General features: G+C 71.3%; 18 protein-coding genes and 1 pseudogene. 4 read left to right on the forward strand and 15 right to left on the reverse strand.

The window, feature by feature from the left end:
- Positions 1-28 precede the first annotated feature (28 nt).
- The 4 genes from AAHF99_RS12020 to AAHF99_RS12035 all read right to left on the reverse strand — a co-directional run bounded on the left by AAHF99_RS12020 (position 29) and on the right by AAHF99_RS12035 (position 4,328).
- Positions 29-817: a glutathione S-transferase family protein gene (locus tag AAHF99_RS12020; protein WP_342164551.1), complete on the reverse strand. Its 789-nt coding sequence runs from the start codon at positions 815-817 to the stop codon at positions 29-31.
- Positions 818-858: 41 nt separating this feature from the next.
- On the reverse strand, positions 859-1,476 hold the full coding sequence (locus tag AAHF99_RS12025) for a uracil-DNA glycosylase family protein (RefSeq protein ID WP_342164552.1): 618 nt from the start codon (positions 1,474-1,476) through the stop codon (positions 859-861).
- 138 nt (positions 1,477-1,614) lie between these two features.
- Complete coding sequence (locus AAHF99_RS12030; RefSeq protein ID WP_342164553.1) at positions 1,615-3,810, reverse strand: xanthine dehydrogenase family protein molybdopterin-binding subunit; 2,196 nt, start codon at positions 3,808-3,810, stop codon at positions 1,615-1,617.
- A 59-nt stretch (positions 3,811-3,869) separates the two neighbouring features.
- The gene (locus AAHF99_RS12035) at positions 3,870-4,328 is read right to left on the reverse strand and encodes a (2Fe-2S)-binding protein (RefSeq protein WP_342164554.1); all 459 of its coding nucleotides are present in this window, start codon (positions 4,326-4,328) and stop codon (positions 3,870-3,872) included.
- A 226-nt stretch (positions 4,329-4,554) separates the two neighbouring features.
- Here AAHF99_RS12035 and AAHF99_RS12040 point away from each other — a divergent pair, with 226 nt between their 5' ends.
- The 3 genes from AAHF99_RS12040 to AAHF99_RS12050 all read left to right on the forward strand — a co-directional run bounded on the left by AAHF99_RS12040 (position 4,555) and on the right by AAHF99_RS12050 (position 7,022).
- Positions 4,555-6,111: a sensor histidine kinase gene (locus AAHF99_RS12040; protein ID WP_342164555.1), complete on the forward strand. Its 1,557-nt coding sequence runs from the start codon at positions 4,555-4,557 to the stop codon at positions 6,109-6,111.
- A gap of 230 nt (positions 6,112-6,341) precedes the next feature.
- Positions 6,342-6,551 carry a cold-shock protein gene (locus AAHF99_RS12045; RefSeq protein WP_243952937.1) on the forward strand — a complete coding sequence of 70 codons (210 nt, stop codon included), beginning with the start codon at positions 6,342-6,344 and terminating at the stop codon, positions 6,549-6,551.
- A 102-nt stretch (positions 6,552-6,653) separates the two neighbouring features.
- Positions 6,654-7,022 carry a DUF6481 family protein gene (locus AAHF99_RS12050; protein WP_342164557.1) on the forward strand — a complete coding sequence of 123 codons (369 nt, stop codon included), beginning with the start codon at positions 6,654-6,656 and terminating at the stop codon, positions 7,020-7,022.
- A gap of 18 nt (positions 7,023-7,040) precedes the next feature.
- On the opposite strand, the gene AAHF99_RS12055 is transcribed toward AAHF99_RS12050, so the two are convergent.
- From AAHF99_RS12055 to AAHF99_RS12090, 8 genes and pseudogenes are all read right to left on the reverse strand, one after another.
- Positions 7,041-7,331, reverse strand: coding sequence for a type II toxin-antitoxin system RelE family toxin (locus tag AAHF99_RS12055; RefSeq protein WP_342164558.1), 291 nt, complete (start codon positions 7,329-7,331; stop codon positions 7,041-7,043).
- Positions 7,321-7,569, reverse strand: a complete 249-nt coding sequence (locus AAHF99_RS12060; protein WP_243952940.1) for a type II toxin-antitoxin system Phd/YefM family antitoxin — start codon at positions 7,567-7,569, stop codon at positions 7,321-7,323. The genes AAHF99_RS12055 and AAHF99_RS12060 overlap by 11 nt, the downstream gene beginning before the upstream one ends.
- A gap of 67 nt (positions 7,570-7,636) precedes the next feature.
- Entirely contained in the window at positions 7,637-8,053 is a 417-nt protein-coding gene (locus AAHF99_RS12065) for an EVE domain-containing protein (RefSeq protein WP_342164560.1), read from the reverse strand.
- 27 nt (positions 8,054-8,080) lie between these two features.
- Positions 8,081-9,073, reverse strand: coding sequence for an NAD(P)H-dependent glycerol-3-phosphate dehydrogenase (locus AAHF99_RS12070; RefSeq protein WP_342164561.1), 993 nt, complete (start codon positions 9,071-9,073; stop codon positions 8,081-8,083).
- Between the two features lie 11 nt (positions 9,074-9,084).
- Positions 9,085-9,375 (reverse strand): annotated as a pseudogene (locus tag AAHF99_RS12075) (GNAT family N-acetyltransferase); the annotation flags it as partial.
- On the reverse strand, positions 9,372-10,427 hold the full coding sequence (tsaD, locus tag AAHF99_RS12080) for a tRNA (adenosine(37)-N6)-threonylcarbamoyltransferase complex transferase subunit TsaD (RefSeq protein WP_342164563.1): 1,056 nt from the start codon (positions 10,425-10,427) through the stop codon (positions 9,372-9,374). The gene tsaD and the pseudogene AAHF99_RS12075, both read right to left, overlap by 4 nt.
- 82 nt (positions 10,428-10,509) lie before the next feature.
- Positions 10,510-10,719, reverse strand: a complete 210-nt coding sequence (locus AAHF99_RS12085; RefSeq protein WP_243952944.1) for a TOBE domain-containing protein — start codon at positions 10,717-10,719, stop codon at positions 10,510-10,512.
- Positions 10,720-10,795: 76 nt separating this feature from the next.
- Positions 10,796-11,149 carry a DUF2293 domain-containing protein gene (locus tag AAHF99_RS12090; protein WP_342164565.1) on the reverse strand — a complete coding sequence of 118 codons (354 nt, stop codon included), beginning with the start codon at positions 11,147-11,149 and terminating at the stop codon, positions 10,796-10,798.
- A gap of 80 nt (positions 11,150-11,229) precedes the next feature.
- Between AAHF99_RS12090 and AAHF99_RS12095 the strand changes: the two genes are divergently transcribed.
- Positions 11,230-11,529 carry a hypothetical protein gene (locus AAHF99_RS12095; RefSeq protein ID WP_342164567.1) on the forward strand — a complete coding sequence of 100 codons (300 nt, stop codon included), beginning with the start codon at positions 11,230-11,232 and terminating at the stop codon, positions 11,527-11,529.
- 83 nt (positions 11,530-11,612) lie between these two features.
- Here the strand turns inward: AAHF99_RS12095 and rpsD are convergent, their stop codons facing one another.
- The 3 genes from rpsD to AAHF99_RS12110 all read right to left on the reverse strand — a co-directional run bounded on the left by rpsD (position 11,613) and on the right by AAHF99_RS12110 (position 15,406).
- Entirely contained in the window at positions 11,613-12,230 is a 618-nt protein-coding gene (gene rpsD / locus AAHF99_RS12100; RefSeq protein WP_243952947.1) for a 30S ribosomal protein S4, read from the reverse strand.
- A gap of 201 nt (positions 12,231-12,431) precedes the next feature.
- On the reverse strand, positions 12,432-13,646 hold the full coding sequence (locus AAHF99_RS12105) for a DUF2252 family protein (RefSeq protein ID WP_342164569.1): 1,215 nt from the start codon (positions 13,644-13,646) through the stop codon (positions 12,432-12,434).
- Between the two features lie 128 nt (positions 13,647-13,774).
- Positions 13,775-15,406, reverse strand: a complete 1,632-nt coding sequence (locus AAHF99_RS12110) for an alpha-D-glucose phosphate-specific phosphoglucomutase (protein WP_342164571.1) — start codon at positions 15,404-15,406, stop codon at positions 13,775-13,777.
- Positions 15,407-15,435: the final 29 nt, after the last annotated feature.

Raw genomic sequence — 15,435 nt, forward strand, 5'->3', positions numbered from 1 at the left:
GGCACCGATCACGGGGGCGGGCGGGCTGTCAATGCGCGCCGCCGGGCCAGGGGAAACGGATGTTCCCGTCCCGCAGCCCTGCCAGCACCACCTCGACCCCGCCGGACTTCACCATCCATTCGAGGCGGTGGTCGCGGTATTCCCGGCGGCGCCCGCCGGTCGTGTAGAGGTCGGAAGCGGCGGCCATCTTCGCGGCGGCCGCGTGGAACTCCGCGAAGGTCTGCGCCACCGAGGGGCGCTCCCGCACCCGCGCGTGCCACAGGGCGAGCGGGCTGCCGGCCTCCGGGCCGAGGCCGTAATGGACCGAGCGGTTGACCATCGGCGCAACGGCCGCGTCCGCCCAGCCGAAGTCCTGTCCGCCGAACCATGCGGCCGCCCCGAGGCGCCCGGTGAGCCAGTCTTGCAGCACCCGCGTCTGCGCGGCGGCCTGGGCGCGCAGATGCGCGGCGAGGTCGCCCTCCGCCCGGCGGAACCACAGGATCTCGCCGAAGCCCCAGTTCACGGCCTCGTACTGGGTGTCGCAGACCTCCTCGGTGATCCGGGCGAAGGCACGCTCGGCCGGCTCGCGCGGAAGCAGGGGCGGATCGGGAAAGCGTTCCTCGATGTATTCGAGGATGACGGTCGATTCGAAGAGCGTCACGGCGCCGTCGATCAGCACCGGCACCTCGGTGCGCGGGTTGGCGGTGGCGAAGGGGCCGTCCTGGCTGCCGGTGCCGAAGCTCTCCGGCAGTTCGGCGGTGAAGGCCACGCCCTTCTCGCGCAGCGCGATCTTGACCTTCTGCGCATAGGACGAGAGCGGGTGCTCGTAGAGCAGCATGGGCGTCTCCGGGTTCGCGCAGGATAGATGACGCGCGGCGCTCACACGGCCAGCACCCGCGCCACCTCGTCCCGCAGGACCGGCAGCAACTCGGCCTCGAACCACGGCTCGCGCTTGAGCCAGCCGTTGTTGCGCCAGGACGGGTGGGGCAGGGGCAGGACGCGCGGGCGGCGCGGCTCGTCGAGGATCGCCCGCCAGCGGCGGACGGTGCCGGTGAGGCCGCCCTCCAGCTTCCCGAGATGCCACGCCTGCGCGTAGGACCCGATCACGAGGATCAGGTCGAGGTTCGGCAGGCCGGCGAACAGCTCCTCCCGCCAGCGCTCGGCGCATTCCCGGCGGGGCGGCTTGTCGCCGCCCTTGGCGTCGAGGCCGGGGAAGCACGAGCCCATCGGCACGATGGCGATTTTTTCCGGGTTGTAGAACTGCGCCTCGTTTAGGCCGAGCCAGGAGCGCAGGCGCACGCCGGAGGGGTCCATGAACGGCATGCCGGTGCGGTGAGCCCGCGTGCCCGGCGCTTGGCTCGCCACGCAGAGCCGCGCGCCGGTCGAGCCCTGGATGATCGGCCGGGGTTCCTGCGGCAGGGGCGGCCCGTAAAGGGGACTGTCCCGACAGAGGCGGCAGGCGCGCAACCGCGCGGCGGTGTCTTCGAAGGGCGGCATCGGGCGGATATAGGGCCCAAGGCGACCGCCCATAAAGAAACGGCGCGGGTCGCGCCGCGCCGTTTGAGTGGAGTCTCGTGCCTTGGGGGAAGGCCTCTTCGGTCTACGCTCCCCCACGCTGAAATATTGTGCGTTTCCTCACGCGCCCTTCGTGCCCGACAGGTCGAGGGGCAGCGAGCGCAGCCGCTGCCCCGTCGCCGCGAACACCGCGTTGGCGATGGCCGGCGCGAGGACCGGCACGCCGGGCTCGCCGATGCCGGTCGGCGCGGCGGCGTTCGACACGATGTGGACCTCGACCTTGGGCATCTCGCTGATCCGGGTGGGCTCGTAGGCGTCGAAATTCGCTTCCTGCACCTGTCCGTCCTTCAGGGTGATGCGGTTGCGCAGCACCGAGGACAGGGCGAAGCCCACCGCGCCCTCGACCTGCGCGCGGATCACGTCCGGGTTGACGGCGACGCCGACATCCACGGCGGCGACGATGCGCTCGACCTTCACGTGGCCCTCGGCGGCGCTCACCTGCGCCACCATGGCGACGTAGGAGCCGAAGGATTCGTGCACGGCGACGCCGAGCCCGCTGCCCTTCTGTTGCGCGGCGCCCCAGCCGGCCTTGTCGGCGGCGAGCCGCAGGACGCCTGCGAGGCGCGGCGCGTTGCCGAGCAGCCCCAGCCGGTAGGCGACCGGATCGGCCCCCGCCGCATGGGCGAGGTCGTCGATCATCACCTCCATCACATGGGCGGTGTGGCTGTGGCCGACCGAGCGCCACCACAGGACCGGCACGCCCTCGCGGCCGTTATGGACGCCGAAGCGGTAGGCGGCGAGCGCGTAGGGCGTGTCCGAGGCGCCCTCCACGGTGGTGGCGTCGATGCCGTCCTTGACGATCATCGCCTCGAAGGGCGAGCCGATCATGATCGACTTGCCGACCATCACATGGTCCCAGCCGACGATGGCGCCCTTGGCGTCGAGGCCGGCGCGGACCTTGTGGAACACGCTCGGGCGGTAATAGCCGCCGGTCATGTCGTCCTCGCGGGTCCAGACGAGGTGGACCGGCGCCGCCTCGCCGCTCGCCTTGAACACGGCGGCGGTCTCGGCGGCGTAATCCGCCGTGGGGGTCGCCCGGCGCCCGAACGAGCCGCCGGCCCAGGTCGTGTGCAGGCGGACCTTGTCCGGCGTCACGCCGAGCAGGGCGGCCATGGTCGCCTGTTCCACGGTCTGGAACTGGAAGCCGGCATAGACGTCGTAGCTGCCGTCACCTGCCTTCTCGATCGTGGCGTTCAGGGGCTCCATCGCCGCGTGGGCGAGGTAGGGGAAGGTGAACTCGGCCTCGATCACCTTGGCCGCGCCCTTCAGGGCCGCCTCCGGCTCGCCGCGCTTGGAGGCGGTGAGGCCGGGCTTGGCGGCCTTCTCCCGGTACTCGGCGAGAATCGCGTCCGAGGAGCGCGTCTCAGCGGCGGACTCGTCCCACGTCACCTTCAGCGCCTTGCGGCCCTGCATCGCGGACCACGTGTCCTTCGCGATCACCGCCACGCCGGAGGGCACCTGCACGACGTCGAGGACGCCCGGCACCTTGCGGGCGTCGGCGGCGTCGAAGCCCTTCACGGTGCCGCCGAAGCACGGGGCGCGGGCGATCACCGCCGTCACTTGGCCAGGCCGGCGGATGTCGAGGGCGTAGACGGCCGAGCCGTCGGTCTTGGCCGTGGAATCGAGGCGCGACACCTTCTTCCCGATGAGCGTCCACTCGCTCGGGTCCTTGAGCCGGGGCTCGGCCGGGACGGGGAGGGTGGCGGCGGAGGCCGCCAGCTCGCCGAACCGCGCCTGCCGGTTCGAGGCGGCGTGGCGCACGATGCCGTCCGCCACGGTGATCTCGGCCACCGGCACCCGCCATTGGAAGGCGGCGGCCGCCACCAGCATCTCGCGGGCGGCGGCGCCGGCCTTGCGCAATTGCACCCAGGAATTGGCCACCGCCGTCGAGCCGCCGGTGCCCTGGATCGGGCCCATCAGCAGGTTGGCGTAGCGCGAGGCGTCGGCCGGGGCGAATTCGGTGCGCACCCGCGACCAGTCGGCGCCGAGTTCGTCCGCCAGGATGGTGGCGAGCCCGGTCGTGTTCCCCTGGCCCATGTCGAGGTGCTTGATCACCACGGTCACGGTGTCGTCGGCGCCGATGCGCACGAACGCGTTCGGGTCGGCCTTGATGCCGGCGGGGTCGAGCCCGGCGGCGCGGGCGGGGCCGGCATCGAGCCGGAAGGCCACGACGATGGCCCCCGCCCCGGCGAGGAAGCCCCGCCGGCTCGGACGGGGGGAGGGCGGTGTCTGAATCGGCCGACGGACGTTCAGCATGGCGGCGATGCTCCGGTCAGGACCGTGAAAGGAGGCGGCTTCGCAGGGCAGCGGAGCGGTCAGGCGAGGGAGCGCGCGGCCTCGTGGATCGCCGCGCGGATGCGCTGGTAGGTGCCGCAGCGGCAGATGTTGCCGTCCATGGCGCCGTCGATGTCGGCATCGGTCGGGCGGGCGTTGCTCGACAGGAGGCCGATGGCGGACATGATCTGCCCGGATTGGCAATAGCCGCACTGGACCACGTCGAGCTTGCGCCACGCGGTCTGCACCGCTTCCGCGACGCGGCCCGAGACGCCCTCGATCGTGGCGACCTGCTGCCCCGCGCCGACATCGCCGAGGCGGGTCTGGCAGGCGCGGACGGGCTGCCCGTCGAGATGCACGGTGCAGGCGCCGCACTGGCCGATGCCGCATCCGTACTTGGTGCCGGTCATCGTCAGGTGGTCGCGCAGCACCCAGAGGAGCGGCGTGTCCGGATCGGCATCGACCGCATGCGGCACGCCGTTGATCGTGATCTGGGGCATGACGGACTTCGGAATGCGGGGGGACCGAATCCGGCCCGAGATGCCAGCATTGCGCGCGGGAATGCCCCTCGGGCTGTGCGCCAGCGCACACAAACCCCCGGTAAATGGGACAGCCCCCCGAATGCAATCGATTGAACGGTTCCCGGCAGTCCCTTCTTAAGAGTTTGGCGACATCCTGGCTGTCTCTCGTCAATAAATCCCGAATAGCCCGGTTAACCTGCAGCGCATGTCCGATCTCACCGTCGAGATGGTCCAGCGCGGGCGTGGTCCCTCGACGGAGGAGGCCGCCCGGCGCCTCGGTGTCGCCCGCGACATCCGCTCGGCGCGGGAGCGGCTGACCTCGCGCACCGGGCTGGAGCGCGCCTTCGACCAGGAATTGCTGCGCCACTACGCCCAGTACCGGGCCGGCTCCGGCATCGCCCTGGGGTTGTTCGCCGTCGCCCTCGCGGGGGCGGCGACCTTCTGGGTGCCCCTGGTGATCGCCGCCGCCTGGGCGCTGTGCGTGTTCATGATGATCACGCTCAACTCCATGATGAGTCGCGCCTTCCTCGCGACGGAGCCGGAGCACATCGACCTCGGCCGCTGGCGCCGCCGCTTCGTGATCGGCGAGGTGCTGCAGAGCCTGTGCTGGTCGGGGATGGTGGCGCTCGGCGGCACGGGGGGCTGGACCTTCGCCCTGTTCGCCCTCGTCATCGCCTCGGCGGTCACGACCATGCTCGCGGCGACCGTGCCGGTGGCGGCGGTGGCGGCCCTGCTGCCGCTCTCGATCGCCACCGTTTCGCTCACGGCCTTCTCCAGCGGCATGGATGCGCTGGCGCTGGTGGCCATGGCCGGGGGCACGCAGATCTTCTTCCTCGGCCTGTCGCGGCGCCTCTACGCGTCGACGGTGGGCGCCCTGCATTCCCGCGCCGAGAAGGATGCGGTGTTCGGCGAACTGGAACAGGCCAAGGCCAATTCCGACGAGGCCCGCCGCCGGGCCGAGGAGGCAAACCTCGCCAAGTCGCGCTTCCTTGCCACGATGAGCCACGAGCTGCGCACGCCACTCAACGCCATCCTCGGCTTCTCGGAGGTGATGAAGAACGAGGTGTTCGGCCAGCACGCGGCGCCGGCCTACCGCGAATATTCGAACGACATCCACGACAGCGGGATGCACCTGCTCAACCTCATCAACGAGATCCTCGACCTCTCGCGCATCGAGGCCGGGCGCTACGAATTGAACGAGGAGCCAGTGCTGCTCTCCAGCGTCGTGGAGGAGTGCCGCCACATGATGGCGCTCCGGGCCAAGGCGAAGGGCCAGACCGTGCACGACATGGTCGACATGACTTTGCCGCGCCTCTGGGCCGACGAGCGGGCGCTCCGCCAGATCGTGCTGAACCTCCTGTCCAACGCGGTGAAGTTCACGCCGCCGGGCGGGGAGATCTGGCTCAAGGTCGGCTGGACGGCGCGGGGCGGCCAGTACCTCTCCGTGCGCGACAGCGGCCCCGGCATCCCCGAGGACGAACTCGGCACGGTCATGTCCTCGTTCGGCCGGGGCGCCCTGGCGATCAAGACCGCCGAGCAGGGCTCCGGCCTCGGCCTGCCCATCGTGAAGGGCCTCGTGGAACTGCATGGTGGCCAGTTCCAATTGGAATCGCGCCCCCGGCAGGGTACCGAGGTGATCGTGACGCTTCCCGCCGCGCGGGTGATGGACACCCTCGCCGCCGAATCGTTCGACGAGCCGGAACCCGAGCCGGAACCGAAGCCCAAGGCGAAATCGTCGCGGCCGGTGAGCCGCGCAGCCTGAGACAGGTCGAAGCGACTGAATTTCCAGAGTGTTTATTCAGAATTTCTTTGGCCTTGCAAAAGCTAGCTCACGGGCATAGGCTCGATTTGTCGGTACGTTCTTGGATGTTTTGGGCCGTATTTCCTTCGCAGGGCGGTTCTCTCACTCCTATCGTTATCGTTCGACCCGATGTTCCGTGTCCCGACACGGGCGTTGTTTATTCCTGACCCTGCGAAGATCGAGACGTATCCATGTCTACCGGTACCGTGAAGTGGTTCAACGCGACCAAGGGCTTCGGCTTCATCCAGCCTGAGGACGGGGGCCAGGACGTGTTCGTGCACATCTCCGCCGTCGAGCGCGCCGGCCTCGGCACGCTGAACGAAGGTCAGCGCGTCTCCTACGAGCTGGAGACCGACCGTCGCAGCGGCAAGAAGGCCGCCGGCCAGCTCCGCGCCGCCTGATCCTATCCAGGATTCACGACCGAGCCGCCCCCACCGGGGCGGCTTCCTTATGTCGACCCCTAAGGGGCCGCGCGCGTGCGTGCCGCCCGATCCGGAGATTGCGTGAGCTTCCAGAACAGCCAAGCCCTGACCGACCGCCTCGCCGCCTCCTCGAAGGCGCGTTCGGAGACCCTGGCCCGCTTCCGGGCGCGGCCGCCGGCCGACGATCCGGCCGTGCTGGCGCGCGATTCGGCCCGCCGCGCCATCATCGACGCCCGCGAGACCCGCGCCGCCGCCCGTGAGGCCGAGCGCCTGGTCGAGGTCGCCCGCGCCGCCGCCGCGGCGGAAGCCGCCCGTCTGGCGGAAGCCGAGCGCGTCGAAGCCGAGCGCCTCGCCGCCGAGGAGCGCGCCATCGCCCGGCAGGCCGAAATGAAGGCTCAGCGCGACGCCCGCTACCTCGCCCGCAAGGCCAAGGCCCAGCGTCGCGGATAAGGAACGCGCGGGACGGGCTCAATCGCCCGTCCGCCGTGCCGCATTCCTGTAGACCTCGTCGCGCTCGCGCTTGCCGACCGCGACGACCAGCACCACCAGTTCCCGGTCTCGCACCTCGTAGACCAGCCGGTGGCCGGCACTCCGCAGCTTGATCTTGTAGCGCTCCTTGGCGCCATGCAGCCGCGCGGACGCGACCTTCGGTGCCTGAAGCCGCTCCGCGAGCTTGGCCCTGAAGTGATCCCGCACGCTCGCATCGAGCTTGTGCCACTCCTTCAGCGCCGCGTCGAGGAAGGCGAGCTCATAGCTCATCGAGGGAGACGCGGTGGATCGCCTGCCCCTCCCGCGCGTCGGCGAGGGCGTTCAGTTCGAGATCCTCCAGACGCTCCAGAAGCTCCTCGTAGGCCCTGGCGGGGATGCAATAGAACGCCGGCTCGTTGCGGTTGAGGATCGCGACGGGAAACCCCTCGCCGGCGGCGACGGTGCCCATCGGGTTCTTCTTCAGATCGGAGATGCTGGCGACGGTGGCGGCGTGGACGGCATGGGGCATGACAGGGGCTCCCGTTCGTGCCTTCCATAGCACCCGGAACCGGTCGCGAGGAAGAACCGGCCGCGCCCTAGGGCAATCCGCCCATCGCCCGCACCAGCGCCCATTCCGCGTCGCTGACCGGCTGCACCGACAGCCGGGAGTTGTTGACGAGGACCATGTCCTTCAGGGCCGCCTCGGCCTTGATCGCGTCGAGGGTGACGGGCACGCGCATCGGCTCGACGGCGCGGACGTCGACCATGCCGAAGCGGCCGGTCTCGTCGGTGTGGTCGGGATAATAGGGGCGGATCACCTCCACCACGCCGACCACGGCCTTGCCCTCGTTCGAGTGGTAGAAGAACCCCCGCTCGCCCACCCGCATCGCCATCAGTTGCTGCTTGGCGAGGTGGTTGCGCACGCCGTTCCAGAACGTGCCCTCCGCGCCGGCCGCGACCTGTTGTGCCCACGACCAGGTCGCGGGCTCGGACTTGAACAACCAATACGCCATCGTCGTCTCGTCGGGATTCCTGACGCCTCAATCCATCTCGCCCCGCAGGGGCCGGGAGAGAAGCTTGGCGGCGACCGTATCCACATCGGTCTCACCCGCCACCAGCGCGGCGACCGCCTCGGCCACCGGCATCTCGATGCCCCGCGCCCGGGCGAGGCCGGTCAGCGCGGCGGCGGTGAAGGCGCCCTCCGCGAGCTTGCCGCCCGACGCCTCGTCCGGGCTCGCCCCGGCGCCGAGGCGCTGGCCGAAGGCGAAGTTGCGCGATTGCGGCGAGCCCGCCGTGAGCACGAGGTCGCCGAGGCCCGACAGCCCCATCAGCGTCTCCGGCCGCCCGCCGAAGGCACGCGCGAACCGCATCAGCTCCGCGAAGGCGCGGGCGATGAGGGCGGCCCGCGCGCTCTCGCCGAGCCCCCGTCCCGCGACGATCCCGCAGGCGATGGCCAGCACGTTCTTGCCCGCCCCGCCGATCTCGACGCCGCGCACGTCGTCGGTGTGGTAGAGCCGGAAGGTCGGCCCCGAGATCAGCGCCGAGAGCGAGGCCGCGAGGCCGGCATCGGCGCTGGCCAGTGTCACGGCGGTCGGCAGGCCGCGGGCCACGTCCGCCGCGAAGCTCGGGCCGGACAGCACGGCGACGGGCGTGCCGACGGGAAGCACCTCGGCGGCGACCGCGCTCATGAAGCTATCGCTGCCCCGCTCGATGCCCTTCGCGCAGAGGATCACCGGCCCCGCCGCCGCCAGTGGCGCGGCGAGGTGCCCGAGCACCCCGCGTACCGTCTGCGCCGGCACCACGAGGAGGGTCGCCCGCGCGCCCGCCAGCGCGTCCGCCTCGGCCGTGGCGCGCACCGCCGGATGCAGGGGGACGCCGGGCAGGTAGCGCGGGTTCTCGCGCTCGGCCTGCATCCGCGCGGCGGCCTGCGGATCGCGCAGCCAGAGGGTCACCGGATGGCCGGCGGCGGCGGCCGCGTTGGCGAGCGCCGTGCCCCAGGCCCCGCCGCCGACGACGTTGACGGATGTGCTCATGCGGTCTGCCTCAGCTTGCCCCGCCACGCCAGCGAGCGCCGGTTGAGGGCGTGGAGGTCGGCCTCGCCCGCGAGCACCGCCTCGCCCAGCGCGATCGCGGTCTCCAGCCGGTCGGCAGGCAGGTTCGCGTGGGCCGGCGGCGCGACGTGATCGCGCCAGGGGCCGCCGCAGGCATGGTCGAGGAGGATGCGGGCGAAGCAATGGTCGAGGCGGACCGGCCAGTCCCGGTGGGTCCGCGCCGCCTCCGGCAGGCGGCGCTCCACGAGGTCGCGCCACTGCGCGCGCCGGTCGGGGGCATTCATGCCGCCGTGACCGGCGCGGGCTCGGCCGCCAGCGGCCAGCGCGGGCGGGCCGGGGCGGTGATGTCGTCCACGAGGCCGAGCCGCAGGCGCTCCAGCCCGGCCCAGGCGATCATCGCGCCGTTGTCGCCGCACAGGTGCAGCGGCGGGGCGACGAAGGCGAGTCCGGCTTCCCCCGCCAGCGCGGCCAGCGCCCGCCGGATCGCGCCATTGGCGGCGACGCCCCCCGCCGCGACCAGGGCGGTCGGCCGCCCGGCCCGGTCGGAGAAGCCGCGCAGGGCCACGCGGGTGCGGTCGATCACCACATCGACCACCGCCGCCTGGAAGCCGGCGCAGAGGTCGGCCACGTCGCGCTCGGCCAGGGGCGCGGTGCGCTCGGCCTCGATCCGCAGGGCGGTCTTGAGGCCGGAGAGGGAGAAGTCGGCCTCCCGCCGCCCGAGCATCGGCCGGGGGAGGGCGAAGCGTTCGGGATCGCCGGACTCGGCCATGCGCTCCACCTCCGGCCCGCCGGGATAGCCGAGGCCCAGGAGCTTGGCGGCCTTGTCGAAGGCCTCGCCGATGGCGTCGTCGATGGTGCCGCCGAGGCGCACGTAATCGCCGACGCCGCGCACGGCCACGAGCTGCGTGTGCCCGCCGGAGGCGAGCAGCAGCAGGTAGGGGAAGTCGAGCCCGTCCGTCAGCCGAGCGGTGAGGGCATGGGCTTCGAGATGGTTGACCGCCAGCAGCGGCTTGTTCGCCACCAGCGCCAGGGTCTTGGCGGTGACGAGGCCGACCAGCACGCCGCCGATCAGACCCGGCCCCGCCGCGACGGCGATGCCGTCGAGGTCGGAAAGGCGCGTCCCGGCCCGTTCGAGGGCGCGGGCGATCAGCCGGTCCAGCACCTCCACATGGGCGCGGGCGGCGATCTCCGGCACGACGCCGCCATAGGCCGCATGCTCGGCGATCTGGCTCAGCACCTCGTTGGCGCGGATCACCGGCGCCCCATCGGGATCGAGCGAGACCACGGCGGCGGCGGTCTCGTCGCAGGTGGTCTCGATGCCGAGTACGGTCTTCACGTGGCGGACTCCCTGCGATCCCGAACCCCTTCGGCGCGAACCGCCCCCGCCGGGCGCGGGAACGGTTGCGCGGTCATGCGGCTCAGTCGACGGCGACCATGACGTCGGACGCCTTGACGACGGCATAAGCCGGGCCGCCGGTCACGAGCTTCAGGCTCTCGACGGATTCGTTGGTGATCGAGGCCGTGACGACCTGACCGGGGCTGATCTCGATCTTCACATGCGCGGTGGTGGCACCCTTGTCGATCGAGACGACGGTGCCCTTGAGGACGTTGCGTGCGCTGATCTTCATGAGGTCGAACTCTCCTGCAGGCGCGCCGCGAGGCGCTGCGGGCTCCTACCCCATCGCGGGCCGGGTGGCGACCGGCTCACGCGTCGCCCTCGGCTGCGTCCTCCGCATCCTCCGGCACGGGCGCCGCGCCCCAGCCGGACAGCGCCTCATTAAGGTCGTCGAGCACGAAGTGCCGGGCGCTGTCGCGGTCGTAGCCCTCCGCGAGGAGGTCGTCGTACTCGGTGAAGACGTGGCGGGCATAGGCGATCAGGGCAAGGCGGGCGGCCGTCTCCGGCGCGGCCCCGCGCAGGCCGGGGCTCGCCAGCGCCCGGTCGATCACGACGCCGGATTCGAAGGACGGCAGGCGCGGGGCGAGGCGGAGGAGGGCGCCCGCCACGGCCGAGCGCCGGTTCGGGGGCCCCTCCGCCGGGGGTGGGTTTGTCCACGTCATGCCATGGCCTTCACAGCGCGATCAGATAACATCGGGCGCAGGCTCGATCACAGACGGTGATCCGCCAAGGGTACGGTCTCATGCGCACGTTCGTCTCGTCCAGCCTCGCCCTCGTGGCGCTCCTCGCCGCCGGCCCGGTCCTGGCGCAGGCCCAAGCCGCCAAGCCGGACGCGGGCGCCGCCGTCCCGGCGCCCGGCCGCTCCGTCTCCGCAACGGGCCGGACCATGCCGAAGCCTCGCAACGCCCCGGCGGAGGCCGCCGCCAAGCCCACCGCCAGCGAGGCCGAGATGCTGAAGGCCCAGAAGGCCGCCGAAACCCGCTCCAAGGCCTGGGACACCAAGATGCACCGGACGATGGGTTCCATCTGCCACGGATGCTGAGGGACGGGTGCTGAGGGGGCCGGTCCCAACGAAAAAGGGGCCGCCCGAAGGCAGCCCCCTGTTCCGTCCGATCCGGGTGGACCTCAGCGCGAGTAGAACTCGATCACGAGGTTCGGTTCCATCTGCACCGGGTAGGGCACCTCGGAGAGGCCCGGCACGCGGGTGACGCGGGCGGTCATCTTGGCGTGGTCCACCTCGATGTAGTCCGGCACGTCGCGCTCGGCGAGCTGGCTCGCCACGATGACGATCTCGAGCTGGCGGGAGGCTTCCTTGACCTCGATCAGGTCGCCGGCCTTCACCTGGTAGCTCGGGATGTTCACGCGCACGCCGTTCACCTTGATGTGCCCGTGGTTCACGAACTGGCGGGCGGCGAAGGGGGTGGCGACGAACTTCGAGCGGTACACCACCGCGTCCAGACGACGCTCCAGCAGGCCGATCAGGTTCTCGCCGGAATCGCCGCGCTGCCGGATCGCCTCGGCGTAGTAACGGCGGAACTGCTTCTCGGTGATGTTGCCGTAATAGCCCTTGAGCTTCTGCTTGGCGCGCAGCTGCGTGCCGAAGTCGCTCATCTTGCCCTTACGGCGCTGGCCGTGCTGGCCGGGGCCGTATTCGCGGCGGTTCACGGGGCTCTTCGGGCGGCCCCAGATGTTCTGGCCCATGCGGCGGTCGAGCTTGTGCTTCGCCTGAATTCGCTTCGACATGACTTCGCGTCCTCTCGGGATGAGAATTGAGGAACGCGCCCTCCTCTTCCCGACACCGAAGGTCCGGGACGACAGGGCGGCCGGAGCCGGCCCACGGGTGCGCGTAAAACGCCGCGGGGCCCCGTTGAGGAGCCCCGTCGACGGTCGGTTCCATACGGGAGACGGCGGGCGCGGTCAACCGCCCGCCGCCGCGCGGGGTGCTCAGAGGTAGGCGGCGAGGCTCTTGTCGCGGGCGACGTCCCGGCAATGGGCGAGGTAGCCGCTCTGGTGCAGCCCCATCAGCTCGGTCACGGAGGTCCAGAGCCAGTGCGGCGCGCGCTCGTGCCAGCCATCGGCCTCGACGCGGCTGCGCCACGCCCGCCGCGCCTCGGGGGACAATTGCCGCCCATGCGCCCGCCCGACCACCGCCGCGAGGCTGCGGGCCACGCGCACGCCCTCGTCCTTCGAGAACTGCTCGGCGACGATCTTGAGATCCTGCGGCAGCAATTCGCGCACGATCACCGGGGTCTCGCCGATGCAGGCGGCGATCATCCGCTCGCCCAGGGCCGGCGACAGGGCGCGCGCCCCCTCGACGACGCGCCGGGCGGGGTCCTCGGGGATCGTCACGCCGGTCGCGGCCGGGGCGAGGAACGGCACGCCCTCCTTCACGTCGATCAGCGCCACCTTGGAGCGGCCCTTGGCCCCGGCGATCCGCACGAGGCCCGCGAGCCGCATCTTGCCCAGCGACGAGCAGCCCTTGATCCAGTAGGCGGCGTCGATGAGCGACACCGCTTCGTCGCCGCCGCGCTCCAGGCCGAGGACCCGCGTGCGGAAGCCGGGCTCGCTCAGGAGAGCCTCGAAGGCCGCCTCCTCGTCGGGCGACAGGTCGAGGAACCGCTTGCCCCGGGGCAGGCGCGCGGACTTGCCCCGCAGGCGCTCGTCCGAGAGGTGGCGCCAGCGCCGGCCAAGGGCCCGGTTCCGGGTCGTCTCGACGATGGCGGAATCCTCGTCCCCCTCGTCCTCCCCCTCGGGATCCTCGAGGCCCGCGCTGTAGCCCGTGGCGATGGCTTCGATCATCCGCGCGACGGCGATGCCGGAGAGCGGCGCGGTGAGGCCGGCCGTCACCAGCGAGAGGGTGAGCCGAACGAGGTCGTAGGCGGGATTGCTGACGACGGTCTGGTCGAGATCGCGGATCAGCATCCGCACCCGTCCCTCGGTGTCGGCCAGGGCGCCGATGTTGCCGAGGTGGCAATCGCCGCAGATCCAGACCGGCGGCCCCTCGGGGAGGGCGTCGGGCGGGAAGTCCGCGAGCCATTCGTAGAAGCGGGCGGTCGATCCCCTCACGTAGGAGAGGGGCGACGCGGCGATCTTGCACAGGCGCCGCGTCCGCAGGAGCTCCGCCTCGCGCCCCTCGATCGGCCAGACATGGACGTTCATCGCTCGCCTGCACCCCGTGCCCGACACCCGCATCGGGCGCAGGTGTCATGGTTTCGTCATGTAGGACTCAACCTAGACGGCGACATTAAATTTCCTGTCAGCGATGGGATTAAAAGGACGCAGGCGCCTCAGGTCACGACGCTCGGCTCGGCCCGGCCGGTGCGCGGTTCGATCTCGGCGAGGGCCCGCGCGGCGGCGACGACGGGGGCCAGCACCTCCGCCACGGGGCGGTCGAGGCGGGCGGGATCGTTCTCGTAGCGCTCCAGATAGACCCGCAGCGTCGCCCCGGCGGTGCCGGTGCCGGAGAGGCGGAACACCACCCGCGCATCCTCGGCGAAGGCAATGCGGAGGCCCTGGCGCTCGGTCAGCGAGCCGTCGACCGGATCGCGATAGGCGAACTCGTCGGCCGTGGAGATCGTGAGATCGCCGATCCGCGTGCCGGGCAGGCTCGCGAGTTTGTCGCGCAGCGCCTGCATCAGGCCGTTGGCGGCGTCGGCATCGACCTCCTCGTAATCGTGGCGGGCGTAGTAGTCGCGGCCGAAGGCCTGCCAGTGGGCGCGCACCAGGGCGTCGGCGCGCTCGCCCGTGGCGGCGAGGATGTTGAGCCAGAGCAGCACGGCCCAGAGCCCGTCCTTCTCGCGGACATGGTTCGAGCCGGTGCCCGCGCTCTCCTCGCCGCACAGGGTGATGAGCCCGGCATCGAGGAGGTTGCCGAAGAACTTCCAGCCGGTGGGCGTCTCGTAGGCGGGGATGCCGAGGGACGCCGCCACCCGGTCGGCGGCGCGGCTCGTCGGCATCGAGCGCGCGACGCCCTTCAGGCCCTCCGCGTAGCCCGGCGCCCGGTGGGCGTGGGCGGTGAGGAGCGCGAGGCTGTCGCTCGGGGTCACGAACAGGCCGGGGGCCACGATCATGTTGCGATCACCGTCGCCGTCCGAGGCGGCGCCGAAATCGGGGGCGTCCGGCCCCTGCATCAGGTCGTAGAGGTCGTGGCAATGGACCGGGTTCGGGTCCGGGTGGTGGCCGCCGAAATCCTCCTTCGGCTCCGCGTTGACCACCGTGCCCTTCGGCGCGCCGAGCATCCCTTCCAGGATCGCCGTCGCGTAGGGGCCGGTGACGGCGCTCATCGCGTCGAAGCGCATGCGGAAGCCGGAGGCGAACATCCGGGAGACCGCCTCGAAGTCGATGAGCTCGCGCATCAATTCGGCATAGTCGGCGACCGGGTCGATCACCTCCACCGCCATGGCGCCGAGGCTCGTCTCGCCGAGCGTGTCGAGGTCGAGGTCCGGGGCCTCCACCAGGGTGAAGCGGGTGATCGCCTTGGCGCGGGCGAAGATCGCGTCGGTCAGGGATTCCGGGGCGGGGCCGCCGTTCGCGGCGTTGAACTTGATGCCGAAATCGCCCTCCGGCCCGCCGGGATTGTGGCTCGCCGAGAGGATGATGCCGCCGATCGCCTTGTGCTTGCGGATGACGCAGGAGGCGGCGGGCGTCGAGAGCAGCCCGCCGCGCCCGACCAGCACCCGCCCGAACCCGTTGCCGGCGGCGAGCTTCAGGATGGTCTGCACCACCTCGCGGTTGAGGAAGCGCCCGTCGCCGCCCAGCACCAGGGTCTTGCCGGCCTTGTCGGGGATCGAATCGAAGATCGCCTGGACGAAGTTCTCGACGTAGTGCCGCTGCCGGAACACCGGCACCTTCTTGCGCAATCCGGAGGTGCCGGGCTTCTGGTCCGCGTACGGCGTCGTCTCAATCGTCGTCGGCGTCATCGGTGCGGGCCTCCGGGTCGCTCTACCTG

It is taken from the genome of Methylobacterium litchii, from assembly GCF_038442315.1.
GTDB classification, from domain to species: Bacteria; Pseudomonadota; Alphaproteobacteria; order Rhizobiales; family Beijerinckiaceae; genus Methylobacterium; species Methylobacterium litchii.

Excerpts from the sequence above, each read along its gene's own strand:
- AAHF99_RS12020 (WP_342164551.1), bottom strand. The coding sequence starts at position 817 with ATGCTGCTCTACGAGCACCCGCTCTCGTCCTATGCGCAGAAGGTCAAG.
- AAHF99_RS12025 (WP_342164552.1), bottom strand. The coding sequence starts at position 1,476 with ATGCCGCCCTTCGAAGACACCGCCGCGCGGTTGCGCGCCTGCCGCCTC.
- AAHF99_RS12030 (WP_342164553.1), bottom strand. The coding sequence starts at position 3,810 with ATGCTGAACGTCCGTCGGCCGATTCAGACACCGCCCTCCCCCCGTCCG.
- AAHF99_RS12035 (WP_342164554.1), bottom strand. The coding sequence starts at position 4,328 with ATGCCCCAGATCACGATCAACGGCGTGCCGCATGCGGTCGATGCCGAT.
- AAHF99_RS12040 (WP_342164555.1), top strand. The coding sequence starts at position 4,555 with ATGTCCGATCTCACCGTCGAGATGGTCCAGCGCGGGCGTGGTCCCTCG.
- AAHF99_RS12045 (WP_243952937.1), top strand. The coding sequence starts at position 6,342 with ATGTCTACCGGTACCGTGAAGTGGTTCAACGCGACCAAGGGCTTCGGC.
- AAHF99_RS12055 (WP_342164558.1), bottom strand. The coding sequence starts at position 7,331 with ATGAGCTATGAGCTCGCCTTCCTCGACGCGGCGCTGAAGGAGTGGCAC.
- AAHF99_RS12060 (WP_243952940.1), bottom strand. The coding sequence starts at position 7,569 with ATGCCCCATGCCGTCCACGCCGCCACCGTCGCCAGCATCTCCGATCTG.
- AAHF99_RS12065 (WP_342164560.1), bottom strand. The coding sequence starts at position 8,053 with ATGGCGTATTGGTTGTTCAAGTCCGAGCCCGCGACCTGGTCGTGGGCA.
- AAHF99_RS12070 (WP_342164561.1), bottom strand. The coding sequence starts at position 9,073 with ATGAGCACATCCGTCAACGTCGTCGGCGGCGGGGCCTGGGGCACGGCG.
- AAHF99_RS12085 (WP_243952944.1), bottom strand. The coding sequence starts at position 10,719 with ATGAAGATCAGCGCACGCAACGTCCTCAAGGGCACCGTCGTCTCGATC.
- AAHF99_RS12090 (WP_342164565.1), bottom strand. The coding sequence starts at position 11,149 with ATGACGTGGACAAACCCACCCCCGGCGGAGGGGCCCCCGAACCGGCGC.
- AAHF99_RS12095 (WP_342164567.1), top strand. The coding sequence starts at position 11,230 with ATGCGCACGTTCGTCTCGTCCAGCCTCGCCCTCGTGGCGCTCCTCGCC.
- rpsD (WP_243952947.1), bottom strand. The coding sequence starts at position 12,230 with ATGTCGAAGCGAATTCAGGCGAAGCACAAGCTCGACCGCCGCATGGGC.
- AAHF99_RS12105 (WP_342164569.1), bottom strand. The coding sequence starts at position 13,646 with ATGAACGTCCATGTCTGGCCGATCGAGGGGCGCGAGGCGGAGCTCCTG.
- AAHF99_RS12110 (WP_342164571.1), bottom strand. The coding sequence starts at position 15,406 with ATGACGCCGACGACGATTGAGACGACGCCGTACGCGGACCAGAAGCCC.